The organism is Saccharibacillus kuerlensis DSM 22868 (assembly GCF_000378145.1).
In the GTDB taxonomy this organism is placed as follows: domain Bacteria; phylum Bacillota; class Bacilli; order Paenibacillales; family Paenibacillaceae; genus Saccharibacillus; species Saccharibacillus kuerlensis.
Genome location: NZ_KB899298.1, coordinates 18,250 through 45,229 on the forward strand (window position 1 = coordinate 18,250; position 26,980 = coordinate 45,229).

General features: G+C 48.8%; 22 protein-coding genes and 1 riboswitch. Of the genes, 8 read left to right on the plus strand and 14 right to left on the minus strand.

Going from position 1 to position 26,980, the window contains the following annotated elements; all coding sequences use genetic code 11:
- The first annotated feature begins 81 nt into the window (after nucleotides 1–81).
- Nucleotides 82–732, plus strand: a complete 651-nt coding sequence (locus F456_RS22905) for a YtxH domain-containing protein (protein ID WP_018978244.1) — start codon at nucleotides 82–84, stop codon at nucleotides 730–732.
- 97 nt (nucleotides 733–829) lie between these two features.
- A complete protein-coding gene (locus F456_RS22910; RefSeq protein ID WP_018978245.1) occupies nucleotides 830–1,264 on the plus strand; it encodes a DUF5665 domain-containing protein in 435 nt (144 codons plus the stop codon).
- Nucleotides 1,265–1,457: 193 nt separating this feature from the next.
- Here F456_RS22910 and F456_RS0116955 read toward each other — a convergent pair whose 3' ends face one another.
- From F456_RS0116955 to F456_RS0116995, 9 genes are all read right to left on the minus strand, one after another.
- Entirely contained in the window at nucleotides 1,458–2,234 is a 777-nt protein-coding gene (locus F456_RS0116955) for a sigma-70 family RNA polymerase sigma factor (RefSeq protein ID WP_018978246.1), read from the minus strand.
- The gene (gene rsbW / locus F456_RS0116960; RefSeq protein ID WP_018978247.1) at nucleotides 2,231–2,680 is read right to left on the minus strand and encodes an anti-sigma B factor RsbW; all 450 of its coding nucleotides are present in this window, start codon (nucleotides 2,678–2,680) and stop codon (nucleotides 2,231–2,233) included. Before rsbW ends, F456_RS0116955 begins: the two co-directional genes overlap by 4 nt.
- Nucleotides 2,681–2,698: 18 nt before the next feature.
- Nucleotides 2,699–3,037: an STAS domain-containing protein gene (locus F456_RS0116965; protein WP_018978248.1), complete on the minus strand. Its 339-nt coding sequence runs from the start codon at nucleotides 3,035–3,037 to the stop codon at nucleotides 2,699–2,701.
- A 116-nt stretch (nucleotides 3,038–3,153) separates the two neighbouring features.
- Entirely contained in the window at nucleotides 3,154–4,815 is a 1,662-nt protein-coding gene (locus F456_RS0116970) for a response regulator (RefSeq protein ID WP_018978249.1), read from the minus strand.
- Between the two features lie 18 nt (nucleotides 4,816–4,833).
- On the minus strand, nucleotides 4,834–5,703 hold the full coding sequence (locus tag F456_RS0116975; protein WP_018978250.1) for a CheR family methyltransferase: 870 nt from the start codon (nucleotides 5,701–5,703) through the stop codon (nucleotides 4,834–4,836).
- A gap of 63 nt (nucleotides 5,704–5,766) precedes the next feature.
- On the minus strand, nucleotides 5,767–9,444 hold the full coding sequence (locus F456_RS0116980; protein ID WP_018978251.1) for a response regulator: 3,678 nt from the start codon (nucleotides 9,442–9,444) through the stop codon (nucleotides 5,767–5,769).
- Complete coding sequence (locus F456_RS0116985) at nucleotides 9,445–10,611, minus strand: SpoIIE family protein phosphatase (RefSeq protein ID WP_018978252.1); 1,167 nt, start codon at nucleotides 10,609–10,611, stop codon at nucleotides 9,445–9,447. It abuts the gene before it with no gap.
- A gap of 574 nt (nucleotides 10,612–11,185) precedes the next feature.
- Entirely contained in the window at nucleotides 11,186–11,734 is a 549-nt protein-coding gene (locus F456_RS0116990; protein WP_018978253.1) for a hypothetical protein, read from the minus strand.
- A 155-nt stretch (nucleotides 11,735–11,889) separates the two neighbouring features.
- Nucleotides 11,890–12,408 (minus strand): DUF948 domain-containing protein, encoded by a 519-nt coding sequence (locus tag F456_RS0116995; RefSeq protein ID WP_018978254.1) that lies wholly within the window; start codon nucleotides 12,406–12,408, stop codon nucleotides 11,890–11,892.
- 330 nt (nucleotides 12,409–12,738) lie between these two features.
- On the opposite strand from F456_RS0116995, the gene F456_RS24065 reads away from it, so the two are divergent.
- From F456_RS24065 to F456_RS0117010, 3 genes are all read left to right on the plus strand, one after another.
- Nucleotides 12,739–12,906, plus strand: a complete 168-nt coding sequence (locus tag F456_RS24065) for a DUF1328 domain-containing protein (protein WP_018978255.1) — start codon at nucleotides 12,739–12,741, stop codon at nucleotides 12,904–12,906.
- 314 nt (nucleotides 12,907–13,220) lie between these two features.
- Entirely contained in the window at nucleotides 13,221–13,991 is a 771-nt protein-coding gene (locus F456_RS24400) for a hypothetical protein (protein ID WP_018978256.1), read from the plus strand.
- Between the two features lie 211 nt (nucleotides 13,992–14,202).
- Nucleotides 14,203–14,385 (plus strand): hypothetical protein, encoded by a 183-nt coding sequence (locus F456_RS0117010; RefSeq protein WP_018978257.1) that lies wholly within the window; start codon nucleotides 14,203–14,205, stop codon nucleotides 14,383–14,385.
- Nucleotides 14,386–14,546: 161 nt separating this feature from the next.
- Here the strand turns inward: F456_RS0117010 and F456_RS0117015 are convergent, their stop codons facing one another.
- Nucleotides 14,547–16,172 (minus strand): ABC-F family ATP-binding cassette domain-containing protein, encoded by a 1,626-nt coding sequence (locus tag F456_RS0117015; RefSeq protein ID WP_018978258.1) that lies wholly within the window; start codon nucleotides 16,170–16,172, stop codon nucleotides 14,547–14,549.
- Nucleotides 16,173–16,377: 205 nt separating this feature from the next.
- Entirely contained in the window at nucleotides 16,378–17,484 is a 1,107-nt protein-coding gene (locus F456_RS0117020) for an MBL fold metallo-hydrolase (protein ID WP_018978259.1), read from the minus strand.
- 160 nt (nucleotides 17,485–17,644) lie between these two features.
- Here F456_RS0117020 and F456_RS0117025 point away from each other — a divergent pair, with 160 nt between their 5' ends.
- Together F456_RS0117025 and F456_RS0117030 are read left to right on the plus strand one after the other, a co-directional pair.
- Entirely contained in the window at nucleotides 17,645–18,793 is a 1,149-nt protein-coding gene (locus tag F456_RS0117025; protein ID WP_018978260.1) for a virulence factor, read from the plus strand.
- A gap of 154 nt (nucleotides 18,794–18,947) precedes the next feature.
- Nucleotides 18,948–19,135: riboswitch (Lysine riboswitch) on the plus strand.
- Nucleotides 19,136–19,251: 116 nt separating this feature from the next.
- A complete protein-coding gene (locus F456_RS0117030; RefSeq protein ID WP_018978261.1) occupies nucleotides 19,252–20,709 on the plus strand; it encodes an amino acid permease in 1,458 nt (485 codons plus the stop codon).
- A gap of 165 nt (nucleotides 20,710–20,874) precedes the next feature.
- On the opposite strand, the gene F456_RS0117035 is transcribed toward F456_RS0117030, so the two are convergent.
- The 3 genes from F456_RS0117035 to xylA form a co-directional block, all read right to left on the minus strand.
- Entirely contained in the window at nucleotides 20,875–21,987 is a 1,113-nt protein-coding gene (locus F456_RS0117035) for a transglutaminase domain-containing protein (protein ID WP_018978262.1), read from the minus strand.
- 280 nt (nucleotides 21,988–22,267) lie between these two features.
- Entirely contained in the window at nucleotides 22,268–23,776 is a 1,509-nt protein-coding gene (gene xylB, locus F456_RS0117040) for a xylulokinase (protein WP_018978263.1), read from the minus strand.
- Between the two features lie 346 nt (nucleotides 23,777–24,122).
- Nucleotides 24,123–25,436, minus strand: coding sequence for a xylose isomerase (gene xylA / locus F456_RS0117045; protein WP_018978264.1), 1,314 nt, complete (start codon nucleotides 25,434–25,436; stop codon nucleotides 24,123–24,125).
- A gap of 239 nt (nucleotides 25,437–25,675) precedes the next feature.
- On the opposite strand from xylA, the gene F456_RS0117050 reads away from it, so the two are divergent.
- Complete coding sequence (locus tag F456_RS0117050; protein WP_018978265.1) at nucleotides 25,676–26,905, plus strand: ROK family transcriptional regulator; 1,230 nt, start codon at nucleotides 25,676–25,678, stop codon at nucleotides 26,903–26,905.
- The last annotated feature ends 75 nt before the right edge of the window (nucleotides 26,906–26,980 follow it).

Here is a 26,980-nt window from a genome sequence, read left to right on the forward strand (position 1 = left end):
ACTCATCCGACAGATGGAATGATCAATACAAATCGGTCTATGGCCGTACGGTACATGACTATACTTAAGGAGTGATTTCTCATGAACGAAGCAGAAAGAGAATATCCGGCACAAAGCAGTACAACTTTCACTAAAGGCCTGTTGATTGGCGGACTGATCGGTGCGGCGGCAGCTCTGCTGTTTGCTCCTAAACCGGGACGCGATCTTCGCAGCGACCTTTCCGACAAAGTTGGAGTCGCGACAGACAAGACTAAAGGCGTTGCCAGCACAATTGGTGTGAAAGCCAAAGACACGGCTTTCGTTGTAAGCGATAAAGCCAAATCCGCTGCAAGCGTAGTTGGCGGCAAAGCGACAACTTTGGCACAAGCCGTATCCGAAAAAACATCGAATGTTGTTCAATCGGTACGTAAAAACAGCGAAGATGTTACCGAGTCTGTTAAAGATTCTTCTTCGGACGTAGGAGAAACGGTTAAAAAAGCTTCGGCAGATGTTGCAACCGAAGCTGCTAAAGCGGACAAAGAATTGATGCAGGAAACAGCCGATAAGGCTAAAGAAACCGGAGCTGAAGTTAAAGATTCCAACAATTCCGATTCCAGCAATTCTAACTCCAATAACTCTAATTCTAACTCTAATAACTCCAATTCCGGAAACTCCGCTTCCAAGTCGGGTGCTCCTTCCAACTCCGGTTCAAATTCCGGCGCGCTGAACAATAACAGCAAGAGCACACTGTAAGGTATTGCTAAATTCTGAGCCGGCTTTTAAGCCGGCTTTTTTATTGGCAAACGACGATCCTATTTTTTGATTACCTTATAGAAAGTGGGGAAGCATCATGGCAAACACAGAAACACGTCCGAATCAGGAGGACCCCTTTGCAAACGGCACAATCGAACAAAATGAAAAGACTCAAGATGGAAGCGTAAGGCCTCAAGATTTAGCCAAAGACCATCCTTTTGAGCTGCGACATGAAGTAACAAGATTAAACAAACAGTTGGAAGACATTTCAGTTGCTCTGCGAAAAGGCGACTTTAAAGATTTGATCGAAAATTACACCAACTGGAAAAGAAGACTCATCACCAATTTCACTGCAGGAATGGCCCGCGGTCTGGGACTTACCGTCGGTACAGTTGCCGTTATTGCCCTGTTGACCTGGATCGCTTCAATTATGGCCAGCCTTGGTGTTCCTTATGTAAGTGGTTTTTTCGATTACATGGGCAGCTTGATCCAAGAAGGTCGTAACAACGGAACCAGCGGAAGCGGAGCCTGATCCTCGAAAGCCAAAACCGCCAAGTTTCCAGAAAATTTCGGTTTCCGGAGACTCGGCGGTTTTAGTTTTTTGTCTACACAAGCAACAAAGCAGAGAAAAAATCATATAGGTCCATAATAAAAAGGCCAGGTGCTCCTCTGATTGCAGAGACGGCCCAGCCTTTTTTGCAAAATCGTAAAATTAGGATCCTGATTCATAAAGAAGAAGAAGAATTGGACATAATCTGTTTAAGCTTCTCGGTAGCCCGTTTCTGAATTCGAGACACGCTCATCTGAGAAACACCCAGCTTCTGCGCAATCGCTCGCTGCGACTGTCCTTCCTGGAAAGCAAGGAGCAGCACCTTTTGCTCCTGCTCCTTCAACTGACTGAGTGCCTGCTGAAGGTCCATTCGCCGCTCGACAGTATCATAGTCGTTAACATCCGAGCTAATGAGTTCTCCGAGCGTTGCGGCGCTCTCTTCTTGAGAAAGCGGAGAATCGAGAGATACATAATGGTAGCATTCCCGTCCAGCCAATACTTCAACTGTTTCTTCTACGCTCAAATCCAGATATTGGGCAATTTCTTTAACGTCGGGCGAGCGCTCCAGACGAACAGTAAGCTCGTCGATCGCCTGTTGGACCAACGCTCCTTTTTCCTTAATTCGTCTTGGCACCTGTATGTACCATGATTTGTCGCGTAAAAAGTTTTTCATGTGCCCAATCATACTTTTCATCGCATAAGGCTCAAAAGGAATACCTAATTGGATGTCGTACTGCTGAAGCAGACGAATTAATGCCATTTGACCAACCTGATACAAGTCTTCGTAAAGATCGGGCCGGTTTCTGGCAATTTTGCCTGCGGCCATCTTGACCATCGGCTCGTACTTTTTGATAAGCACCGTGGCGATTTCGTTATCCTTGGTCTGTTGATACTCCCAGATCAAGGATACCGCTTCCGACATGGATTCAGGCGGGGTCACTTTATCATTCATACTTTCTCCTCACTCCTGGTGAGACGCTTGGTCAATACGACCTGCGTTCCTTTTCCGCTCTCGCTGGCGACGCGTACGTCATCCATCAGAGCCTGCATTAGATAGAAACCCAGACCGCCGATTTCTACATCATGCAGTTCTTTGTTGTGCAGGGTTGGAGCGTCAGATGCCTCTTGCGACAGGGCGAAGCTTACGCCTTCATCCTTAACGGTAATCGTAAGTTCTTCTCCGTTGACGCCGAAGACAACTTCCACCAATCCTCCTTCCTGTCCATATGCATATAGAACCGAGTTATTGCAAGCTTCAGATACGGCAACCTTCATATCCTCGATGTCCTCATAAGAAAAGCCCATCTTGGACGCGATTCCGTATAGGTTAAGCCGTACAATATCCACGTAGTCGGCAGTAGCCGGTAAGTTGAGAGTAACGGTTTGATCTGCTTTCATGCGTTGTTCGATCCTTTCCTATTGGGAATTCTCTTGGGGTTCAAAAAATTTAGCAATACCTGTCATGTCGAACAGCTTTTGAATTTGTGTCGGCACTTCTTCTACACTGAACGAAGCGTTCATCGAATGCCGTGCTTTCAAAATGGACAGTAGAATCCCAATTCCTGTGCTGTCGATATACTTCAATTCTTTCAAATTGATTGCCAAGTCGACATCAGAATCCCCTACAAGTGGCTCCATAACGAGGCGGAAGTCCGGTGCTACGGATAAATCAAGTTCTCCGCTCAGGTAGACGATGCTTCTGCCTTCTTCCGAAACCGTTCTAGCATTAAACTTGTCATTCTTATTTGTGGTCATAGACATTCTCCCTAAAAAAATGTTTTCTAAACTTATTAAACTTAAACCAAGCGATTGAAACGAAAGCTTGTCGATCACTTCGTACAGTCCATCATATTCTTGAAAAGAAAATCGGTTTAACGCACTGCCTTTTTGGTCGGATAATCACTGTAAGCAGACATATGGCGGGCGAGCACCTGCTTAACTCCAGCCATTTTGACCGGTTTGCTGATGTAATCGTCCATGCCTGCTTCTCTGCAGCGAGACTGAATATCGTTCATAACATTCGCTGTCATTGCCACAATTACCGGTCCGCTTTCACGAGAAAGCCGCGCCCGGATTCTTCTCGTCGCCTCTAAACCGTCCATAACCGGCATCTGCAGGTCCATAAACACATAATCGTACGAACGCTCGTTCAACATACGCAGTGCCTGTTCTCCGTCCTCCGCAGCATCGGCTGTGATGTCCATTTTCTGCAGCATGCTGACCATAAGCTTACGGTTAACCGGATGGTCATCCACAATCAGAACCGCTGTTGTCTGCATGCCTACATCTTCTCGCACAGATGTTAGAGACTCACCCCGAAACGGATTCGGCTCTTCTGGCCGGAAACAGCCGACTTGAATCGTAAAGACAAAGGTTGCTCCCCCTTCGTCCATCGCTTCGACGCGAATATCTCCGCCCATCATTTCGACGAGTGTTTTGCAAATTGCCAAGCCCAGACCCGTACCGCCATATTTTCTGGTCATGGAAGAATCGAGTTGAGAGAACGGTTGGAACAGCCGATTAATCTTCTCGGGTGAAATACCAATTCCGGTGTCTTTGACGGCAAATTCCAGCGTCATCCTGCCATCTTCTTCTCCGCGGCTCGAAACGACCAGATAAATGCCGCCGCGGTCGGTAAACTTAACGGCATTCGCTACCAGATTGATCAGTACCTGCCGCAGTCGAGCCATATCGCCGTACAGCAGTTCCGGCACCGAATCCTCTGTAAAGTATACCATTTCCAGATTCTTGCGTGTCGTTTCCATTGTAAATAGATTAAAAACTTCACCGATACAAGTTTTCAGTTCGAACGGATGCTCTTCCAGTTCCATTTTTCCGGATTCCATTTTGGTAAAGTCCAAGATGTCGTTGATCACGGTGACGAGCGCATCCGCACTGCCGCGAATAATCTCTGTATATTCCTTTTGTTCAGGCTTGAGTTCCGTTTCCATCAGCAGATCGATCATGCCGATAACTCCATTCATCGGCGTGCGAATTTCGTGGCTCATCATGGCCAAGAATTCCGTTTTCGCTTTAGCCGCGATCTCGGCAGCCTCTTTGGCCTTGATCAACTCCTCGTTGATCTTCTCCAGTTCCTGCGTTTTCTGATGCAGCAAAGCGGTCTGATCCTTCAAGCGCTTGTTAGCGAGATACATACTAACGAACCCTTCGATTTTGGACTTCAAAATCTGTGGGATAAATGGTTTCACCATATAGTCAATCGCGCCTGCCGAATAGCCCGCAAATAAATGCTCGGACTCTTTGCTGTTGGCAGAGATAAAGATAATGGGGATGTCTTTGGTCTTTTCTCTGGCCTTGACGAGCTTTGCGGTTTCTATTCCATCCATGCCGGGCATTTGGACATCAAGCACAATAACCGCAAATTCGTCTTTTAGAAGGCAGCGCAGTGCTTCTTCGCCCGAAGTCGCTTTTACAAGCGTATAACGCTCGCTGCCCAGAACGGCTTCCAACGCGAGCAAGTTCTCTGGACGATCGTCGACCAACAGGATATGAATCGGCTCTTGAACCACCATGGAATCCTCCTACACATTCTATTTAATCTTTCGGTAAATCTTCTCAACCCGATCTAGCGGCTCATAGCAATCACTGAAACGAGTGAAGTGGATGGACTCTTTGGAGCCGAGAACCAAAATACCAAAACGGCTTAGGCTCTCATAAAATAGTCCATGGACCTGATCCCGAAGTGTGTCATTGAAGTAAATCATAACGTTCCGGCAAAAAATAACATTGAATTCGTTGAAGGAGCGGTCTGTCGCCAAATTATGTTCAGCAAAAATGATATTTTTGCGCAAATAAGGCTGGAACATGACCGAATTATATTTGGCGGTATAGTAGTCGGAAAACGACTGCGTTCCTCCTGCATCCAAATAGTTCTTCGTATACAGCTTCATTTTCTCGATACCGTAAATGCCTTCTTTGGCCTGCTGAAGAGAGCGGTCGTTCATATCGGTTGCGTAAATACGCGCCTTATCATACAACCCTTCTTCATGCAGCAGAATAGCCATCGAGTATACTTCTTCCCCTGTAGAACAACCGGCATGCCAGATTCGAATATAGGGGTAGGTCCGCAGAATGGGTACAACTTCCCTGCGGAACGTTTTAAACAGTTCAGGATCACGAAACATTTCCGTAACCGGGATCGATAGGCTTTGCACCATACGTTCAAAGCAGGAACGGTCGTGCAGCACTTTGTCCTGCAATTGTGAAATTGTACTGAGATTTTCGGCATGAGCGTGATGCCAGATCCGCCGTACTAACGACGGCCTAGCATAATTCCGAAAATCGTATCCGTACATTCGATGCACGCCTTCAAGCAGAAGATCGCATTCGATCGTCTCAAGCTCTATGGCATCCGGTGTATTTTCCGATGAAGATTCTTCTTGAAACCTGTTGAATGTCATAAATTCAGCCCCGATTACATAAAAAATCGTCTTTAATCTTTGTTTATTACCCAAACTTTTGGTTTACGAATACAACCAGACACGCATTAACGAAAGAAGCTGTTCGGTTTGAATCGGTTTTTTGACATAATCCGATGCTCCGGCTTCAATACACTTGCTTCGATCTTCCTTCATTGCCTTTGCCGTCAGTGCGATGATTGGGATTCGCTCGAATTTCGGCATCTGCCGAATACGGCGCATCGCTTCGTATCCGTCCATCTCCGGCATCATCATATCCATTAGAATCAGATCAAATTCGCCTTGTTCTTCCAATGTCTCGATTGCTTCACGACCATTCTCAGCGAATGTGACATCCATCCGGTAGCTTTCAAGTACACTTGAAAGTGCGAATACGTTGCGAACGTCATCGTCAACGAGCAAAATTTTCTTGCCCTCGAACAGCGTTTCTTTATTATGAAGCTTCTGGAGGATCTGACGCTTGTCTTCCGGCAAATCCGCTTCGACCCGGTGCAGGAACAACGTTGTTTCGTCGAGCAGCCGCTCCGGCGACTTGACGTCTTTGACGATAATCGACTCGGCGTACTGACGAAGTTTCGTTTCCTCTTTGGAATCCAGATCTTTGCCTGTGTAGATAATGATCGGAAGATCCCGTAGACGTTCATCTTCGCGAATACGATCAAGCATTTCAAAACCGGTCATATCCGACAGCATCAGATCGAGCACCATGCAATCATACCGATGCCGCTGCAATTCTTCAAGCGCCTGTGCCCCAGTGCCGACCGCCTTAATCGCGACATCGTCGTGACCGATCAGCTCAATGATTGCACCTCGCTGTGTTTCGTCGTCTTCTACAATCAATAGATGCTTCAGACCTTTGTCCGCGTAGGAACCGATATAAGAGAAAGCTCTTTCCAGCCCCTCTTTGTTCGCAGGCTTCTTCAGATAAGCAATAGCTCCCATCATTAATCCCTGCTTAACGTCATCGACAACCGATACAACATGTACCGGAATGTGACGGGTTTCCGAGCTGCTCTTCAACTCGCTCAGAATCGTCCAACCGTCGATAACCGGCAGCTGGATATCCAGGATAATGGCATCAGGCATTTGGCTGCGCGCTGTCTCAAGACCCGTATCACCTTGAACCTCTACAATTGCCTTGTATCCGTAGCTTCTTGCCATATCACGCAAAATAACAGCAAATTTCGGATCATCCTCAATAATCAATAAAACTTTATCTTGAGCGCCAAGACTGTCACGATCGTCTTCGATTTGCGCCTGCTGCATTTTCGGCGGCAGCGCCTCAACCGCTGCAGGTTCTCTCCGGCGGAAAGACTCTCGTTCTTCGACGGAAGGATGAGCGGCGGAAGCTTCATGTTGTCCTACTTCTTCGCCTGGTGCGTAAGTCGTCAGCTTTGGAATGTAGAGAGTGAAGCGGCTTCCTTGACCCTCTTCACTTTCGAGCTCAATTCCGCCGCCAAGGAGCTTGGCCAGCTCGCGGCTGATCGACAATCCGAGCCCCGTTCCTCCATATTTCCGGCTGGTCGTACCGTCAACTTGCTGGAAGGCTTCAAAGATGATGTCCGTTTTATCGGAAGGAATACCGATTCCTGTATCGATAACGGAGAACTCGATGAACTTCCTCTTCTTCTCCAGATAATCCGGAAGCTGTTCAGGCTTCGCTTCGCGGACTCGGAAAGTAACGGAACCTTCGGAAGTAAACTTAAACGCATTGGACAATAAGTTGCGTAGAACCTGCTTAAGCCGATGACCGTCGGTCAATAAAGAATTTGGCAGATCCTTTGCATCCGCCTCAATATGAAGGTCAATTTCTTTCTTCTCTGCAACGGCAGCAAAGTTGTTGGATACGAACATTGTAATCTCTTCAAACGGCACCGGCTCGCGATTGAGTTCCATTTTGCCGGCATCGACTTTGGACAAATCAAGGATCTCATCAATCATCTTCAGCAGATCTGCGCCGGACATGTAAATCGTTTGGGCGTACTCTACTTGTTTCGGTGCCAGATTGCCATCCTTGTTCTCTGCCAGCAGCTGCGACAAAATCAGCAGGCTGTTGAGCGGCGTCCGCAGTTCATGCGACATGTTGGCCAAAAATTCCGACTTGTACTTGCTCGATACAGCAAGCTGCATCGTCTGCCGTTCCAGCTGAACCCGCGCCAGTTCGACTTCGCGATTCTTCTCTTCGGTCTCATGCACTTGTTCTTCCAACGCTCTTGTTTTGGCAATAAGTTCGGTATTAAAGTGCTCCAATTCTTCCTGCTGCCGCTGCAGCAGCTCTTCCGAACGCTTAAGCGCTTCAGTCTGCGATTCGAGATTTTCATTCGAGCGCTTGAGCTCTTCCTGCTGAGTCTGCAGTTCTTCAGATTGACACTGCAGCTCTTCGGTAAGCGCCTGCGATTCGCGAAGCAGTTCTTCAACCCGAAGCCGTCCCTTGATATTATTCAGGATCACTCCCAAGTTAGACAGCAATTGATTCAGAAGCTGCCGCTGCAGTTCACTGAACGGCGTCAGCGAGGCGATCTCGAATACTCCGATCAATTCGTCTTCGGCCATAACTGGGCAAATCATAATTTGAGTCGATGGACTGTCACCGAGCGCTGAACGAATCTCGATATACTGCTGCGAAACGTCTTCAAGCACAATCTCACGGCGGTCTGCCGCACTTTGCCCCAGCAGTCCTTCTCCGATACGGAAAGACGTTTTCGCTGTCGGCTCATTGGCAAACGCGTAGGAGCCGTACAAATGCAGTTCATTCGCATTTGTCACGTCGGTTAAATACAAGGCTCCATATTCTGCGCCCAGAACCGGGGTGAACTCGCTGACAAAGGTTTGTGACACTTTTTCCAGCGACATAATGCCTCTAAGCACATCGGTAATGCGCGCCATATTAGAATTAATCCATGACTGATTATTTTGCGCTTCCGTATATTCGCGTTCTAAAGCCTGCTTATCTTCGATATCTTCAGCCATCTTTTGAAAAACAAGCGCCACATTGCCAATTTCGTCTTTGGACTTGACCTTGATCCGCCGGATCGCCTTCAACTTCCCTTTGCCGAAGCTTGCAATCATCATCGATACGGTGTTCAGACCTCGCGTTACAGTTGGTATAACCCACATCATGATCCCAAGCCCGGTTATCAAGCCGACAACGAGAAACGCCGTAGTAATTTGTGTGGAGCGCTGATAAGCTTCTTTGACGTTTGCGACTTCTTTTTCAACTTGAAGATCTTGAAAATTCGCCAATTCGTTCAGTGCAACCAATGCCGACCGCTGTACTTCGACACCTGTCGTATCCCGATAATCCTGGGCCTCCTCCAACTCTCCGTTCTCGATCAGCCGCATTAGCGTGGTCTCATAGGTTGAAAAGTTTTGCCAACCGGTCCCAACATTCTGAACATAACGTTGTTCTTCCGCCGAACCCTGCTCTTCCGTAATCAAGTTCCAATAACTTTGCGCAAGCCCTCTGGAATTTTCAATGGACAAACGACTTTCGGATAGAGCGGAAGCTTGACCGCCCAGCAGCTGATTGGACAGCTCTGTAGCAATATTATTGACTTCGCCTCTCATTCCGCTGCTGTAACGAACCTTCATATAGCGATCTTCATAAACGCGGTCGATCTGGTCGTTCATATAGCTCATTCGATCGTAGCTCGCCAGCGACAGCGACAGCATAATGATCAGCAGCGCTGAAAAGCCTACGACCAGCTTAGTCTTTATCTTCATCTACTCAGCCGCTCCCTCTTTCAAAGAAATCCAGACCAGACACTTATCGTCGTCCTGTTCGGCATTGGCTTCGCCCTCGAAGAACACTTCCTCCATTCGCACTTTGTTAAAACCGTGCTCTCCCTGAAGATGACTGATCAGGAAACTCAGCTGTTCCTCTTGTTCGCCGTCCACCGCTTCCAGCAGGCCGTCGGTGTAGAGCACCAAGTGGCTGTCTCCGTCATAAGAGATCGTTTGCGGTTCGGCATCGATCCGGTCGAAAAGACCTACAGGATGAGAAGAACGCTGCAGACGGGCTACTTCATTGCTGCCGCGGAAAAGGAGCGCCGGAGGATGCCCTGCGTTGACGTAATCGATTCGCTTGAATCGTGTATCAACTACCATATAAATAGCCGTAAAATAGTATTGAATCAGCTGGTTTTCAATATGCAGTTGATTAAAACGACGGTTCAATTCCTGAATGACTTTTTCCGGTTCTACATAAGTCACTACCGTATCTTTGAGCACCGAAGCAATAAACATGCAGAATAGCGACGAAGAGATGCCATGTCCCATCATATCCAGCAAGATGATACCATAACGTCCATCACCGAGCGGATACCAGGCATACAAGTCACCGGCCAACTCAAATGAAGGTTTATACAAGGCATCAATCTCGATATGTCGATCATTGACAGGTAGACTCAATACCGCATTTTGCACCAAGGCTGCCAGCTTCAATTCATCCTGAATTCGCTGATCTCGTTCCTTGTGCCAGTCCTTCTCCTGCTTGAGCCGAAGCGCCAAACGAATCCGGGCCATCAGTTCAACTTTATTAATCGGTTTCGTTACATAGTCTCCAGCACCTGCATCGAGCGCTTCTGCCAGCTTTTTGGAGTCGCCCACAGCTGTAACCATAATAATAGGAATATCGCGTAAATGTTCGTAAGTCTGCACGATCCGGCATGCTTCAATTCCATCCATTTCCGGCATCATCATATCCAGCAGAATCAAATCAATGTCGGAATTTTTGGATTTGACCTGAGAATCCAGATTGGCAATACCCAGAATGGAAAACATTTCTCGGGCGGAAGAAGCGATCTCGATATTCCGATAATCTTCTTTTTTCAAAATCTCTCGAATGATAATGACATTGGTAGGATTGTCGTCGACAACTAAAATCTTCATAATCCTCTCCCTCTTGTGTGAAAACACGTGTAATACTGCTTCTGCCGTTCCCGATTCTTGTATTGTACAAAGAGTCTCGCTCTTGTATTTCGAAGATGGTTCGGCCAGCACTTACTCCTATCTTTCGCTATCAAATACCTCTATCTTTAAATATTTCTATCTTTGTCGTCAAGGACCTTTTATCCCTTATAAAAACTGTTTATCAACATCTTGTAAAAGATTCCATAAACATAGATAAGGAATGGGACACAGGGTTCCCATTCCTTATCTATACTTCGAATCCGCTAAACCGCGGCCAACATGTATAATCGATAACTAACTATTGAAAATTCGGCACTAAAGCAGCAATCAGAAAATTTCTCCGGCTCGAACTGTTTTTCATAATTAATCGACTCTTTTATAAGAATCTTAATGTTTGCAATAAGTTTTTAAAATTCACTTTCAACCAGCAAAGGTTTATTTTGAACCTAAAACGTTATTTACCCTGCCAGAAAGGGAATGAAACAAAAAAATAAAAATAAAATCAAAAATAAATTTAAAATTATAAAATTCTTTGAAATTAATTTGTATTGAATTAGACGGAAGTACTGTCGAACAATTCAACACTTCTCACTTTACCGCTGGACGAATCAACAAAGATCTTAAGCGCTTGGCCCTGATGTTCATATCCGAAACCATCATCAGCCGTAAAATCAGGCTCGCCAAGTCGTGCGCGAATCTCTCTGATTTCCATTGGCAGTTCATGGCCATTCAAATTGAATACTCCCGCTTCTGCAGGAACGGATACGTAATAAATCCAATCCTCGTATGCTCCAACACTTAGACCATCATAACGATGCTCTTCTCCAGCCATATAAGCGGGAACGCGTTCAAAGGGTTCGCCATACAGCTTGTTTGCATCTTCGATACGACTCTGGAGAGTAAGTCCGTTCAACGTTTCAAAGCCTGATTTTGCCGGATAAATAGGTGTTTGAACTTGTTCCGGCAGCGTCTGTGCATAAGCAGCGTGATAAATAGAGGATGCACCCATTACATGGGGTACGGTCGCGGCATAGGAAGGTGAATAATCCTGATTTGAAAGAGAAGATAGCATTCCTGTTAGCAGCATCATGATTGTAAGCATCGTTCTCATCCTTTCGTATTGCTCAGGGAATTGCTTAAACAGCTCCGCCTATGCCTGCAAACCGCTTACCCTACATAGTAGTAAACCGAATAATAACCCGATTCAAAACTATGTATCTTCAATTCGAAGTTGTAATAATCGAAGCAGTCATCTAATTAGCGGCGGAACTTTTGCCAAAGTGAAGCACCTGTGTCAACCCATTTTACGATTTTCTGTACGCCGCCGTTTTGACCGTTTCCGTTACCATATGTGGCATTGTAAGTACGTACGGTCTTACTCTCGCCTGACGCGGGCAGTAGCGCTGCGTCTCCGCCTTCACGCTTCTCTTGTTCTTTCTTCTCTTTATGATGTTTGGCTTTCTCAATCATCCGGTGCGAGTACTGCTGAGTCACCAGCGTCACTTCATTAAGAAGTTGTCCCAGGTTCTTTACCGATTCCATAACAGGATCAAGCTGCTTCAACTTATGGTTGGCATCCAATGTAATATCGTTGGTATGCCGCACAACCTGTTTAACTTCGTAAGTCAGCTCATCCATCGTTTTTTGAACTTCTTTCAACGTTTCCGCCGTGTTTTCCAGCGTCTTGGTACCGGCCTGCAGTGTTTTGATCAAAAATACGACAAGCACTGCAAAAGCTACAGCCACGATAAGTAAAGCCCATTGCCACAATTCCACATTCAAAACCTCTCTTTCTTCACATCCGTTTTTTTTGTTCGTTCGTGCGTTTTTTGTTCGTTCTTGCGCATTGTCTCCTGCGTTACTTCATAGTTACCCTGAGCTTTTTGACACGAAACAAAGCGAAAGTCAGTCCTATCCCAACCAAAACCGCTTTGTTTCAAGGCGAAAGTGCCCGGTTAATGTGTCTCAGCGAGACGCTTAGGTAAGAGGCCGGGGCCCATATACAACTTTGCCCTATCGGTCATATGTTTCTACTTAATTACTTTTGTTTTGCTGTACATGCTTTGCATTACACTGATATCGAATATTGAAAGGAGGGTGAAGCTCATGCTGAAATGGTCTATGATTCTGCTTGTCATTGCAATCGTGCTCGGTATTTTCGGTTTCGTCGGAATTATTGAAGCTGCTGCTGCAATCTTCAAGGTGCTGTTCTGGGTCTTCCTGGCCCTGTTCGTTATTTCTCTGTTCTTAGGCAGAGGACGATCAACTCGTTAGATAAGCTTTTCCCTTTAATCAGGGATCTTTGAACCGCTTCCCGGTCGGGAAGCGGTTTTTTATTTTCCTCCTTTATCTTTTATACTCTCCGAAATATTTCAGCCAATTGCATCCTTATGTAAAAATAAAATTCCCCGACGTACCTAATAATAATATCAACTTCACTCTTTGGGCAAAAAGTTTATTCTGCGCAGATCAAGTTACGATTCCGTAATTTTTTTTCGCAGAAATGGTTCAATTGGCCGCTATCTAGTTTATTCATATAACAGTAAGGAGCAATCAAGCTCCTAAATTACAGAGGAGGAACTCTTATTATGAAAAAATTGGTAACCCTTACAGCTTCGGCTTTGCTCATGGGCAGCATTGCAACAGGAGCTTCGGCAGCAGAAACAACTACAGGAACAGTGACTGACACTACTTACACTTCCCCTACAACAGGAACAGTTTCGACGAAGTTCGTAGGAAACAACAACGGTTTCAGCTTCACTAACCCTACTGCTTGGAACGAACGCGTAAGCAGCCAAGAATTCACAGGAAGCGCACTGTCCGAAATGGGCGAAAGCGGAGTATACCTCGTTAACTTTACATACACTCCAACCGATACAAATGCCACTCCGGTAACTTTCGCTTCGATCCGCGGCTATGATAGCGCTGTCTGGAACAGCATCGCCAACAAAGAAACACTGGGTACTCCGCTCAACACAACAGGCAGCACGATCTATGTTCTGTCTAAAGCAGCTAGCAACCCGTTCACTTCCAGTGAAGATATGAACGCGTTCAACACACTGCTGCAAAGCTTGGACAGCGGATCGCTGCAAAACTTCACAGTTAACCCAATGACAGGAACCCTTCCAGGTGCTCCAATCGTTACGGGTGACGATCCAGACAAAGTTTCCACTAACCCAACTCCTACGATTCAACTGACAAGCATGACGCCGTTCTACAAAGCTCCAGGCGGCGCAATGATGGGTTACCTCGCACCGCAAAAGCTCGATACAACGGGCAACGGTACGACAACTCCTGCAAATGGTCAGTGGATCGAAATCTACACTTGGATGGGTATGGCTTGGATCGTAGTCGAGTAATCGACTCTTTCTTCCATCCTTCACATCAAAAACACCGGCAGCCGCCGGTGTTTTTTTGCATTCCCAAACAGCAGCCGTACATCATCATTCTTCTGGAAATTTGCCGCTTGTCCCGCCGCTTGAAAGCGGCTAATATAAAGAGGAAACCCGCAGCGGGCAGGCAGCTCGTTCAGGAGCACCGGTTAAGCTGCGCAGCGAGGAGGAATTCCGTATGACCGAAGAAAAAGGAACTCGCAAAGTCGATTTGGCCGAAGCGATCCGCAACAAGCTTGAACAAAAAAAGCAGCAGGCCGGTTCAAACAAAAACAGTTTCCAAGGCAATCAGACTAAAAAGCTGACGACCCAAAACAACAAAAAGCCGAATAATCAGCGCCGCCGTACCGGAGGATCTTAAATTTCTATTTGTATGGCTGTCGATGCAAAAGCCCCTTTCCAAGCCTATGGCTCGGAAAGGGGCTTTTTCTAATCGAAGGTGGAAAGTGCTTCTGTTCAGAAACGCCGAGCTGCACAGGCAGCTCGGCGTTTCTCTTTCTATACTTCTATACTTCTATACCTTTAAACTTGGACCGTATACATCCGCTGACGCAGTTCCTTGACTTCATCGCTTTCAAGGTACTCATCGTAAGTCATTACACGGTCGATTACGCCGTTAGGTGTAATTTCGACAATACGGTTGGCGATCGTCTGGATAAACTGATGGTCATGGGAAACAAACAGCAGTGTACCGTCGAAGTCGATCAGGCCGTTATTGAGGGCCGTAATGGATTCGAGATCCAAGTGGTTGGTCGGCTCGTCCATGATCAGAACATTTGCACCATTCAGCATCATTTTAGCCAACATGCAGCGAACTTTTTCGCCACCCGACAATACGCTCGCCTTTTTCAAGCCTTCTTCGCCTGCAAACAGCATCCGGCCAAGGAATCCGCGCAGGAATGTTTCATCCTGTTCGTTGGAATACTGGCGCAGCCATTCCACCAGCGTCAGATCTACGCCATCAAAGTAAGCGGAGTTGTCTTTTGGGAAATACGCCTGGGTTGTCGTAACGCCCCATGTGTATTCGCCTCCGTCCGCCTCTACTTCACCCATTACGATATCGAATAGCGTCGATTTCGGTGTGCCGTAAGGGCCGACAAATGCAATCTTATCGCCTTTGTTGACAACCAGGTTAAGATTGTCGAGGATCTTCTCGCCTTCAATCGACTTGCTCAGGTTCTCAACCGTCAGCAGCTGCTTGCCCGCTTCACGTTCAGGCTTAAAGTTGATAAATGGATATTTACGGTTGGAAGGACGAATGTCGTCCAGCGAAATTTTTTCGAGCTGCTTTTTCCGCGAAGTCGCCTGCTTCGATTTGGAAGCATTTGCCGAGAAACGCTGAACGAAGGCTTGAAGCTCTTTGATCTTTTCTTCTTTTTTCTTGTTCTGGTCACGCACAAGTCGCAAAGCCAACTGACTCGACTCATACCAGAAGTCATAGTTGCCGACATACAGCTGAATTTTGCCGAAGTCGATATCCGCGATATGCGTACATACTTTGTTCAGGAAGTGACGGTCGTGAGAAACGACAATGACAGTGCCTTCATAGCTCATCAGGAAGTTCTCAAGCCAGTTGATCGATTCGATGTCCAAGTGGTTGGTAGGCTCATCCAGCAGCAGGATCTGCGGATTACCGAACAACGCTTGCGCAAGCAGGACACGGACTTTTTCATTGCCGCTCAGCTCGTCCATTTTTTTGTCATGCAGATCGCGATGAATACCGAGACCAATCAGAAGCGCAGCCGCGTCAGCTTCTGCATCCCAACCGTTCAATTCGGCAAATTCGCCTTCGAGTTCGCCGGCACGAATGCCGTCTTCTTCAGAGAAGTCGCTCTTTGCATACAGTGCATCTTTCTCTTTCATGATCGAATACAGCCGGTTGTGACCCATAATAACGGTCTCCAGTACCGGATATTCATCGTATTCGAAATGGTTCTGCTTCAGAACGGCCAGACGTTCGCCCGGCGTGATGGATACTTCGCCCTGGTTCGGTTCGATTTCTCCCGAAAGGATCTTCAAGAATGTCGATTTGCCGGCGCCGTTGGCGCCGATCAGGCCATAACAGTTGCCTGGGTTAAATTGAATGTTGACGTCTTCAAAAAGTGGCCGCTTGCCGTAGCGAAGCGTAACGCCGCTTGTACTAATCATATGCATTCCCATCCTTTATTATAAACTTTTCATTAAGCTCCGGTTTCCTCATGCAGCTTATCGTTGACTAAGGTGCTTTTCAAAAGCTTATTATAGCATAAAATGGCCGCTCGTAAGGCATTCATGGCCTGTTTTCCAGTAAAATTTCGCCCAGTATGCATCCAATGCATCAAAAACCGCCCCGGTTTAGGCCGGAGCGGTATTTTTATGAATCGATCGTTTTCTGCTGTGCGTGTACAATCATCGTTTCGCCGTGGACCATAAGTTTAATACAATCCCGCGACGTTCCGGTTCGTTGACGCTCCGCTTCCAAACGTGCCAGCGCTTCTTCTGCCGTGTCGTCAGACAGCTTAAACGTACCGTAATGCATTGGAATCATGATTTCGGCCCCGACATCCCGAAAGGCCTGCAGCGCCTGCTCAGGATTCATATGCTGAGGTCCCATAAACCACTCGGGCTCGTAGGCGCCGATCGGCATCATCGTAATATGAATGCGGTAGCGCTCGCCAATCTCCCGGAATCCAGCAAAGTAGCCGCTGTCTCCCGCAAAATAAATGGTTGGCGGCAGCGGAGTGCCATCGGCGGAAACATTAGCGTTCAGCGTCTCATCCCAGCGGCCGCACTTTTGATCGTTCACCGAACGGATGGATGAAGGGTCGGAGTGGCGCTCATAAGGCGATGTTTCCGACGCATTCATCACCTTCCCCAGCTTTACCTTGACGGAATCTGCCGGCTCCAGCACAAATCCGCCCCAGTGTGACGTATTGGCATCAAACAATGTTCGGCGTGTCCAGTGCTGAGTCGGCACGAAACTGATCTTAACGCCTTCGATCACGATGTCTTCCCACCAGGACAGCTCAATGCAGCGGCCGATCTGCTTGCGGGCCAACTTCTTCTTAAGCCCTACGGGTACGATTATTTGCGTTTTCGGATTCTGCAATCTCCGGATCGAAGCGATATGCATATGGTCGTAATGGGAGTGAGAGATCAAGATCAGATCGATAGGCGGCACTTTTTCAATAGGGATGCCCGGTTCACTAAGCCGTTTACCAACTCCCATACGTTTGGCCCAGATAGGGTCCGTAAGGATATTCAGTCCCGCGTATTGAACAAGAAACGTGGCATGACCCACCCAAGTAATAGTCACATCCTCTCGATTATCCGTCAAATAATCCAGTTTCGCGGGCTGGCTCGGAATAATATAGGAATAATCGCGTTTTTTGCGTCTGCGATGCAGATGCCGGTCGCGATGTTCTTTTAATGTTTTCCTCATGGGTGTATTGTTTGCATTGAGATATTTAACCTTGGGCATACCCGTTCCTCCTTCTCTAGATTGCCTCTCTACCCATTACCCTCTGGCTGCTTGTATGGACTAGAAAAGTACAATTTTTTGTCGTACGAATCTTATGCTATTGTGACATTTGTCAGGGTGACGTGTAAAATAGACATTATAGAAGGAGGCCTGATCGCTTATGAAAATTAAATTAATCGAACCTACTCCCAGCCCAAACTCGATGAAGCTTCATCTGGACGAAACGCTGGAAGCAGGCATTCGGAAAACATACACACTCGACAACGAACGTTCCGCCCCGCCGATTATCGCACAGCTGCTGCATATTGAAGGCGTTAAGAGTGTCTTTCACACTACAGATTTCATGGCCATCGATCGTAAACCGGGAGCGGATTGGTCCGCCATTCTGTCGAACGTGCAGCAGGTATTCGGCAGCAGTTCCGATCAGCCGGTCGTCGCCGACATTGAAGATGCCGCCGGTCACTTCGGCGAAGCACAGGTATTCGTTCAGTTCTTCCGGGGCATCCCCATGCAAATTCGCGTTAAATCAGGCATGTCGGAAGAACGGATTGGTCTGTCGCAGCGCTTTGTCGAGGCCGTAACGGAAGTGGCAGGCGCGACAATGATCAAGGAACGCAAACTGACCGACTACGGCGTGCGCTACGGCGACCTGCCGGATATCGCCCGAGAAGTGGAACAGGAACTGGAAGCTGCTTTTCCTCCGGAACGCTTGGAGCGCGTCGTGAAGCAGGCGATCGCCCATGGTGCAAAAGCCGAAGAATTCGTCGAAGAACGTCGCGAATGGTCGCAGGCCGAGATCGAAGAAGGCTTGAACAGCGAAGATTGGCGCCGACGCTACTCCGCACTTGAAGCGATGGAAGCCAGCGAAGAAAATCTTCCATTGATCGAACGTGCACTTGGAGACGATAAGATGCAGATTAGGCGTCTGGCCGTTGTTTACCTGGGCGATTTGAAAACGCCGGAAGCTATGCAGCTGCTGTTCCGGGCCATGAAAGACGGATCGCCGGCTGTGCGCCGTACCGCTGGCGATACACTGTCGGACATTGGTGACCCTTCGGCCACTCAAGTCATGCTTGAGTCACTCAAGGATGTCAGTAAGATTGTTCGCTGGCGTGCAGCGCGTTTCCTCTATGAAGTCGGTACAGCCGAGGCCAGAGAAGCGCTTGAAGAAGCGTCGAACGATCCGGAATTCGAAGTCGGCCTGCAGGCGCGCATGGCGCTGGAACGGATCGATTCCGGCGAAGAAGCCGCCGGAACCGTATGGCAGCAAATGGCCAAAAGCCGCCAGAAACCGGACGAACCTGTATAAATGGACTCCCTAAAAGATTGTGTGAAATAGGGTTGCCTCAAGAGAGACAATCCCGTATACTGTGAAAGTTGTTCGCCCTGCGAATGCAGGGCTTTTTCTTGTTTCACACTAAACCGAATAAGCTATTCCCTCATCGTATCCGAGTTCGAACCGGTGATGAGGTAGAGGTTGCGGTGGCGATCAGTACACCGGCGGAGGCGCAGCAGAGCGCTTATAATGCCGGCTTGGAAAGGCGCACCCGCCGAAGTACGAACTTCTTCTGCCTGAAGTTTGTGCTGGGGCCGTCTCCGAAAGGAACGGAACTGTCATCCGCCGCAAAGCGGATGTTGAGCTATCTTCACGAAACGAAGCGTTTACGATGCGGATTTTGCCCTACCGGCGGACCCGTGTCCTCCGGTTTTTGTCGTACGCTTCTTTTCGTGGTCGATCAAAATTACACGAGGAGAGTTGAATTACACATGAAAGCTGCACAAGGAAAGAACCCCCAGACATCGGGGTTGAAAAAGGGGCTTCAAGCCCGTCATATGACGATGATCGCACTGGGCGGCGCAATTGGTACAGGATTGTTTCTGGCAAGCGGCGGCGCGATCGCCAGCGCCGGTCCCGGCGGTGCCCTGCTGGCCTACGCGGCAGTCGGCATTATGGTTTACTTCCTAATGACCAGTCTCGGTGAACTGGCGACCTACTCGCCGGAACCAGGCTCCTTCAGCGCTTATGCCGGCCGTTATGTCGACCCGGCTTTCGGCTTCGCTATGGGCTGGAATTATTGGTACAACTGGGCGGTAACCATCGCAGCGGAACTTGCAGCGGCAACGCTCATTATTAAATATTGGTTTCCGGACAGTTCCTCGTTCTTATGGAGCGTCTTGTTTCTCGCCATGTTGTTCCTGTTGAACGTCATGTCCGTCCGCGCTTATGGCGAAGCGGAATATTGGTTTGCCTTGATCAAGATCGTCACGGTCATTATCTTCCTGGTTATTGGCGTTGCCATGATCTTCGGTGTGTTGGGCGGCGAGGCAGTGGGATTCACCAACTTCGCAACCGGTACGTTTAATGGCGGATTCTTCGCCTTCTTGGGCGTATTCATGGCTGCCGGCTTCTCGTTCCAAGGAACCGAGCTGATTGGTGTCGCCGCCGGCGAAAGCGAAAATCCACGCCGCAACGTGCCGCGTGCGATTCGCCAAGTGTTCTGGCGGATCTTGATCTTCTATATTTTGGCTATCTTCGTCATCGGCCTGCTGATTCCATATACCAATCCAAATCTGTTGAACGGCGATCTTGACCAGATCGGCGTCAGTCCGTTCACGCTTGTCTTTGAACGTGCCGGCTTTGCTTTTGCGGCCGCTGTCATGAACGCTATTATCCTGACATCGGTTCTGTCGGCCGGCAACTCGGGCATGTACGCTTCCACACGTATGCTGTACGCGCTGGCTCTTGAGGGCAAAGCGCCGAAAGCCCTGGCCAAACTCTCCCGCGGCGGCGTGCCGATCAACGCCCTGATCGTAACGGCAGCAGTCGGAATGTTGGCTTTCCTGGCTTCATTTTTCGGAGATGGCGTCGTCTACAGCTGGCTGCTTAATGCTTCCGGTATGTGCGGCTTCATTACTTGGGTAGGTATTGCAATCAGTCATTACCGGTTCCGCCGTGCTTTCATCAAGCAGGGGCACAGCCTCGACGAACTGCCATATCGCGCACGCTGGTTCCCGTTTGGTCCACTGTTCGCCTTTGCGCTCTGTCTGTTCGTCATTGTTGGCCAAAGTCTGTCCTCCATCGAGAACGGCACGGTAGACTGGCTGGGCCTGATTGCGACGTACTTGAGCGTGCCGCTGTTCCTTATTCTTTGGCTTGGCTACAAACAAATCAATCATACCAAAGTGATTCCATTGGAAGAATGCGATGTGGAAGGACACAGCTGACGACGACGAAGCCTCGTCACCGCAGCTGTGCACTGTTTTTTTCGCAGCCGCTGCAATATGCATTTCCGACAAGAAAAGCCTTCGTTTCCGGATAACCGGAAGCGAAGGCTTTTTTGCATACTCATATTCATACAGAACTCTAATAGCAATCCAAGAAAACAGCGATTATTTCCAGTACAGCGTAATCTGCAGATTGTTGGTACTGCCGAGCGATCTGCTTGTATATCCGATCGGCGAAAGGCCGTGATTGTACAGAGTGAGCAGGTCTTTCTTCAGTTTGGTCTTGCTGCCCTGATAGCGGAACGTCAGACTGTTCTCGCCGCTGCGATCTGCCGTCTTCACGATCTTCTGCAGTACGGCTGCTGTTGACACTACACGGTTTGAGACTGCCGAATAGCCGAGCGTCGTACGCAGCTCTTTCGCTCCGGTTACACCTTTGGCGACCAACACGTTCAGCGTCTCGCTGTACGTTGTCACCGCCTGCGGATAATTGGCTGTTTTCCAAGTATGATCTTTCTTCAACTGCTCATCCGTCAACAGATAATAGGAAGTCGAGACCCGATCAGCGCGATCAGGTACGGGGTCATCCCACGTCGTATCGATCTGATACCACTTGCCGTCCAGCTTGACCATATTCCAGGCATGCGCTTCGCTCTCCACGTATCCTTCAACAATATTGGTCTCAAATCCCGCCTGTTTCAGCATATCGTAAGTGAGGAGAGCGTATCCCTGACAGACCGTACTTCCCGTCTTCAATCCTTCGTACGCCGTAAATTTCGACAGCGTTGTATCGTATTTCAAATTGCGGACCACCCAATCATGAATCGCTTTAACTTTCAAGTGATCATTCATGTCCGGAGTAATAATTTCTTTGAGCACGGACGCAACTTTCTGATGCACATAAGCGCTCTGCTCTGCCGACTCCCGGTAGGTCAGCTTGATCGATGCGGTAGAAGACGAATTGCTGCCTCGCAGCGAGTAGGCGTAGCCCTTCATTGTGTAATGAATATATGGATCCTGCGCAATTGCTGCTTCCAGCGCAGGCTCGATCGCTTTCTTCAGTTCATTGATTCCCCCGGCGTAGGTCAGATTCACATTGTCCTTACGCGCTGACAAAGCTTGAAACAGCTGGTTTTGCAGCTGGCTCTGTGGCGATACGCTCGCTGCGCTTGCCGTCTGCAGCGCTGACAGCGGTTGGAATCCTCCTAGAGTGCCTCCCGTCACCAGTGCGAGTGCGGCGCTTATCTTCAACAGCTGTCTTTTTGCATTCCCCTTCATGTGGCTGCCTTCTCTCCTTTACTGACGAAAGTTATTCGTTTATATCGGTATATATCGGCATTACGACGGAAAAATTGCACTTTTTTTGTACATTTCAAACAAAAAAATCCCCCACTCCATTATGAACGTCTCCCCTCAAAAATCAACTTTAGCGCTTTTTCCCGTCATTCAGCTTGTGCACGACAAAAGCCGCTTCCTCTTTATACAAGAGAAAGCGGCTTTTTCATCGAATCGGGTGACTGATCCTTACTCTGCTTGCTGTGCGCATCGACCTATTGGATTACTCGTTATTGCCTTTGCGGAATTTCGCCAGCTTGCGGTTCAATTCGGCTGTCTGCGTATAGACATCCTGATAGACCGCAAACAGTCGGCTGTAAATTTCGGCACGCTGCGCATCGGGCGTATACGTCTTGGCTTCGCGAATAAACTCGCGGGCACAGTCCTGAAGCGTCTCGAACCAACCGCTGCCGAAGGCCGCCAGCATCGCCGCGCCCATAGCCGGGCCCTGCTCGCTCTCGAGCTTGACGACGCTTGCTCCAAATACATCCGCCTGCATTTGCAGCCATTCTTTGTTTTTCGCGCCTCCACCTATTGAGATTACTTTGTCGACCGTTTTGCCGGCAGCTCGCAAAATATCGATCGATTCGCGCAGAGAAAACGTGATGCCTTCCATCACAGCGCGGGCAAAATGCGGAAGCTTGTGGCTGGCATCAATCCCGACAAAGCTGCCGCGAATGTCCGAATCCGGATGCGGAGTACGTTCCCCGACAATATACGGTGTAAACAGCAGGCCGTTCGCACCCGGCGAAATTTCGCCGATACCGGCAAGCAGGTCTTCGAACGATAGACCTCCGCCAAACGTTTCACGGAACCACTGCATACTGTATCCGGCTGCCAGGGTTACGCCCATGATATAGAATGCATCTTTTTCACTGTGGTTGAAGAAATGGACTTTGCCTTCAAAATCCAGGTCGCGTCGGGTTTCATACGACAGTACTACACCGGATGTTCCGATGCTGCACATGGTCTGCCCTTCGTCTAGAATACCTGCTCCAATTGCTCCGCAGGCATTGTCCGCTCCGCCCGCGTACACACGCGTTCGGTCTGTCAGACCGGTTCGGGCCTGCATTTCCGGCAGCAGCGATCCCGTGTCGTCGAACGATTCGACAAGCTCCGGGAACAAGGAAGGTTTCAGACCAAACGCTTCGCCGATCTCTTTGCTCCAGCGCTTGCCGCCCACGTCCAGCAGCAGCGTGCCGGCGGCATCCGAATAGTCCATTGCAGCATTGCCGGTCAGGCGCAGGCGGACATAGTCTTTCGGCAGCAGGAAAAATGCAGTCTGCTCAAGAATTTCCGGTTCATGTTCCTGCACCCACAGGATTTTCGGCAGTGTAAAACCTTCGAGCGCGCGGTTGCGCGCCACCTTCAACAGCTTGTCGCCCAATACCTGTTCAATTCTGCGGCACTGCGGTGTAGTGCGTGTATCGTTCCACAGAATAGCCCGGCGCAGCGCACGTCCGTCCTGACCCACCAGTACCAGCCCGTGCATTTGTCCGGAGAAGCTGATTCCTTCAATCTCTTCCGGCTTCACACCAGATGCCGACAGCAATTTATTCAGCGACAGAACGGTCTTCTCGACCCAATCTTCCGCTTCCTGCTCGCTGTAGCCGGGCTTGGGCTGATACAGCGGATATTCTTCCGACTCCTCACAGATAACGGTTCCTTTGCGGTCTACCAGCACGGATTTGACGGCGCTGGTACCAAGGTCGATTCCGATTACGTAACTCATGGATTTCCTCCTTGTGTAAAAACGAATAAAAAGACAAACGAACGGCTTCCCTTCCCCGAAGGGAGCTTACGGGAAGCCGTCCGATTATGATGCGGTGATCGCTTATGCGATTCTGTATAGGTGTTTCAACCCTGACTTGGAGTGAAGTGAATGAAACTTTTAAAGATTAAAGATTAAAGATTATCGCTTGTCGCGGGAACTCATTCATACCCTGAACTCATTCATACCCTGAACTCATTCACCTCCCTTTGAAGGGGAGGCGAATGAAGTTTTAAAAGATTAAAGACTATCGCTTATCGCGGGAACTCCAATTCACCTTGCCCAGAGGGGTCGGTGAATTTCGTTCCTAACCATAAATGTACTGGTTAAGAATCGCTTGAAGCATTTCCTGACGACCCGACTTGTTCGGACGAGGATTCTCGTTATTCATCGCGTACTCGGCCAGGGAAGACAGAGTCGTCTTACCTGCTACGATGTCAGCGCCGATACCTTCGGAGAAGCTGCTGTAACGTTCTTCGATGACTTTGTCGAACGCGCCGTCTTCGATCAGCTTGGCAGCGACTTTAAGGCCTTTAGCGTACGTATCCATGCCAGCGATATGAGCCAGGAACAGATCATCCGCTTCGAAGGAATCGCGGCGTACTTTGGCGTCGAAGTTGATGCCGCCTTTGCCAAGACCGTCGTTCTTCAGTACTTCGTACAAAGTAAGTGTCGCATCGTAGACGTTAACCGGGAACTCATCGGTATCCCAGCCCAGCAGCATATCGCCCTGATTGGCGTCAAGCGATCCCAGCATGCCGTTGATACGTGCTACGCGCAGCTCGTGCTCGAATGTATGGCCGGCCAATGTCGCATGGTTGGCTTCCAGGTTGAGCTTGAAGTGCTTGTCGAGATTGTATTTCTGCAGGAATGCAATCGAAGTCGCAGCGTCGAAGTCGTATTGGTGCTTCGTCGGCTCTTTCGGTTTTGGTTCGATCAGGAATTGAGCGTCAAATCCGATTTCTTTAGCATAATCGATCGCCATATGGAACATGCGGGCAATGTTGTCCTGCTCCAGCTTCATGTCTGTGTTCAGCAGGGACATGTAGCCTTCGCGGCCGCCCCAGAAGACATAGTTCTCACCGCCGAGACGTTTGCCGACTTCAAGGCCTTTTTTGATTTGAGCCGCTGCATGAGCGTAAACGTCCGCATTGTTGGTCGATGCGGCGCCGTGTACGAAGCGCGGATTCGTGAACATGTTGGCTGTGTTCCACAGCAGTTTTTTGCCGCTGGACTTCATGTTCGACTCAATCAGATCAACGATAGTGTCGATGTTTGCGAAAAACTCTTTGAGTGTCGATCCCTCAGGCGTGATATCGATATCGTGGAAGCAGAAGTAATCCAACCCCATCTTCTCCATGAATTCGAAACCTGCTTCAACGCGGGCTTTGGCCAGGTCCATGCCTTTGTAGGAATGCCAAGGACGGGTTGCCGTTGTATCACCGAAAGGATCGTTTCCTTCAGCTGTCAGCGTATGCCAATACGCCATCGAGAATTTCAGGTGCTCGGACATTTTTTTGCCGGCCACTACTTCGTCTGCATTATAGAATTTAAAAGCGAATGGGTTTTGCGACTGACTGCCTTCGTAAGCCACTTTACCGACGTTTTCAAAATAAGCCATGTAAGAAAAGCCTCCTCGTTATTTCGCAGAAATCGTTTACATCGCTATCCTAGCACATCGAAAAAACTTTGTCTATCGAGTAAACTAAGTCTTTCGAAAATTTTTCTTTCTGGTTACAATAAACACGGAACACATAAACAGGACGTTAGACAAAAAGGATTGAGCGCAGCAAAACATCTTCATTTTGATGTTGGGTTAGCTTATGATAGAAGTTCACAGGCATGGATGGAGGAATCGGAATGAGAGTAACTGGGGATCAGGCTCTGGTCAAGAAATTAAACAAATCGATCGTACTCGATACAATTCGCAGAAAAGGACCGCTGTCAAGAACAGATGTGTCGGAACGAACCGGACTCAACAAAGCAACAGTATCGAATCTGACATTTGAGCTGTTGGAGCAGAAGCTTGTCGAAGAAACGGGACTCGGGGTATCCAGCGGAGGACGCAAACCGCTAATGCTGCTGTTTAACGGCGGTGCAGGCTGTGCAATCGGAATCGAACTGGGCGTCACACTGGTTAAGGCTGCGCTGACGGATCTGAAGGGCGGTATTCTGCTTGAAACAAGCGCCCCGCTGGGAAAGCACAATCCCGATACAGCGTTTGCCGTCATTTGCGAAATCGTAAGACCGCTGCTGGAAGCTGCGCCGGAAGCACCTCACGGAGTGGTCGGCATAGGAATCGGTGTACCGGGTATGGTCGACGAATCGGGTCTGATCCTTTACGCACCCAACTTGGGCTGGGAAGGCGTTGATCTGAAAGGACGGCTTGAATCGGAGTTCGGCGTACCTGTAGTGATCGACAACGAAGCCAATGCCGGTGCGGCAGGCGAGCGTGAATACGGAGCCGGCCGGCATGTCCGTCATCTGGTCTATGTCAGTGCAGGTATGGGTATCGGCTCGGGCATGATTATCGATGGACAGCTCTACAAGGGCGCCTGGGGCTATGCGGGCGAGACCGGGCATATGTCGATCGAAAGCGATGGCCGGCTGTGCAGCTGCGGCAGCCGCGGCTGTTGGGAGCTGTACGCATCGGAACGCGCCTACGCCTATTTTGAATCGCAAGAAGAGGAAGGTCAGATATCCACCCAAGAATCCGGCAGCCGGTCGACAGAATTTGATAAACCTATCGACCTCCCATCTCTTACTACGCCCGAATTAACGGAATATGCGCGCCAAGGACACGATAATACGCTGCGGATGTACGAAGAGATCGGCCGGCGTCTCGGTATCGGCATAACCAATCTGGTTAACGGGTTCAATCCGGAAAAAATCGTCGTCGGTGGACCGCTGACTGAAGCGAAAGAGTGGATCGAACCTGCCATGCTTGCTGTAATTGCCGAACGAGCCCTGCCTTATCATCGGCGTGAGCTGGCTGTGTCCTTCTCGGAGCTGGGCAGCCGCTCAGCCGTGCTGGGAGCAGCGCATCTGGCGGTATCACAGTTTCTCGGAAGAGTTCGCGTATCGCTGTAATACTGAAAAAGGCGGAGCCGTTGCGGCTCCGCCTTTTCATATGCAAATTTTTATGCCTAACGCATTTCTATGCTT

Excerpts from the sequence above, each read along its gene's own strand:
- F456_RS22905 (WP_018978244.1), top strand. The coding sequence starts at position 82 with ATGAACGAAGCAGAAAGAGAATATCCGGCACAAAGCAGTACAACTTTC.
- F456_RS22910 (WP_018978245.1), top strand. The coding sequence starts at position 830 with ATGGCAAACACAGAAACACGTCCGAATCAGGAGGACCCCTTTGCAAAC.
- F456_RS0116955 (WP_018978246.1), bottom strand. The coding sequence starts at position 2,234 with ATGAATGATAAAGTGACCCCGCCTGAATCCATGTCGGAAGCGGTATCC.
- rsbW (WP_018978247.1), bottom strand. The coding sequence starts at position 2,680 with ATGAAAGCAGATCAAACCGTTACTCTCAACTTACCGGCTACTGCCGAC.
- F456_RS0116965 (WP_018978248.1), bottom strand. The coding sequence starts at position 3,037 with ATGACCACAAATAAGAATGACAAGTTTAATGCTAGAACGGTTTCGGAA.
- F456_RS0116970 (WP_018978249.1), bottom strand. The coding sequence starts at position 4,815 with ATGGTGGTTCAAGAGCCGATTCATATCCTGTTGGTCGACGATCGTCCA.
- F456_RS0116975 (WP_018978250.1), bottom strand. The coding sequence starts at position 5,703 with ATGACATTCAACAGGTTTCAAGAAGAATCTTCATCGGAAAATACACCG.
- F456_RS0116980 (WP_018978251.1), bottom strand. The coding sequence starts at position 9,444 with ATGAAGATAAAGACTAAGCTGGTCGTAGGCTTTTCAGCGCTGCTGATC.
- F456_RS0116985 (WP_018978252.1), bottom strand. The coding sequence starts at position 10,611 with ATGAAGATTTTAGTTGTCGACGACAATCCTACCAATGTCATTATCATT.
- F456_RS0116990 (WP_018978253.1), bottom strand. The coding sequence starts at position 11,734 with ATGCTTACAATCATGATGCTGCTAACAGGAATGCTATCTTCTCTTTCA.
- F456_RS24065 (WP_018978255.1), top strand. The coding sequence starts at position 12,739 with ATGCTGAAATGGTCTATGATTCTGCTTGTCATTGCAATCGTGCTCGGT.
- F456_RS24400 (WP_018978256.1), top strand. The coding sequence starts at position 13,221 with ATGAAAAAATTGGTAACCCTTACAGCTTCGGCTTTGCTCATGGGCAGC.
- F456_RS0117010 (WP_018978257.1), top strand. The coding sequence starts at position 14,203 with ATGACCGAAGAAAAAGGAACTCGCAAAGTCGATTTGGCCGAAGCGATC.
- F456_RS0117015 (WP_018978258.1), bottom strand. The coding sequence starts at position 16,172 with ATGATTAGTACAAGCGGCGTTACGCTTCGCTACGGCAAGCGGCCACTT.
- F456_RS0117020 (WP_018978259.1), bottom strand. The coding sequence starts at position 17,484 with ATGCCCAAGGTTAAATATCTCAATGCAAACAATACACCCATGAGGAAA.
- F456_RS0117025 (WP_018978260.1), top strand. The coding sequence starts at position 17,645 with ATGAAAATTAAATTAATCGAACCTACTCCCAGCCCAAACTCGATGAAG.
- F456_RS0117030 (WP_018978261.1), top strand. The coding sequence starts at position 19,252 with ATGAAAGCTGCACAAGGAAAGAACCCCCAGACATCGGGGTTGAAAAAG.
- F456_RS0117035 (WP_018978262.1), bottom strand. The coding sequence starts at position 21,987 with ATGAAGGGGAATGCAAAAAGACAGCTGTTGAAGATAAGCGCCGCACTC.
- xylB (WP_018978263.1), bottom strand. The coding sequence starts at position 23,776 with ATGAGTTACGTAATCGGAATCGACCTTGGTACCAGCGCCGTCAAATCC.
- xylA (WP_018978264.1), bottom strand. The coding sequence starts at position 25,436 with ATGGCTTATTTTGAAAACGTCGGTAAAGTGGCTTACGAAGGCAGTCAG.
- F456_RS0117050 (WP_018978265.1), top strand. The coding sequence starts at position 25,676 with ATGAGAGTAACTGGGGATCAGGCTCTGGTCAAGAAATTAAACAAATCG.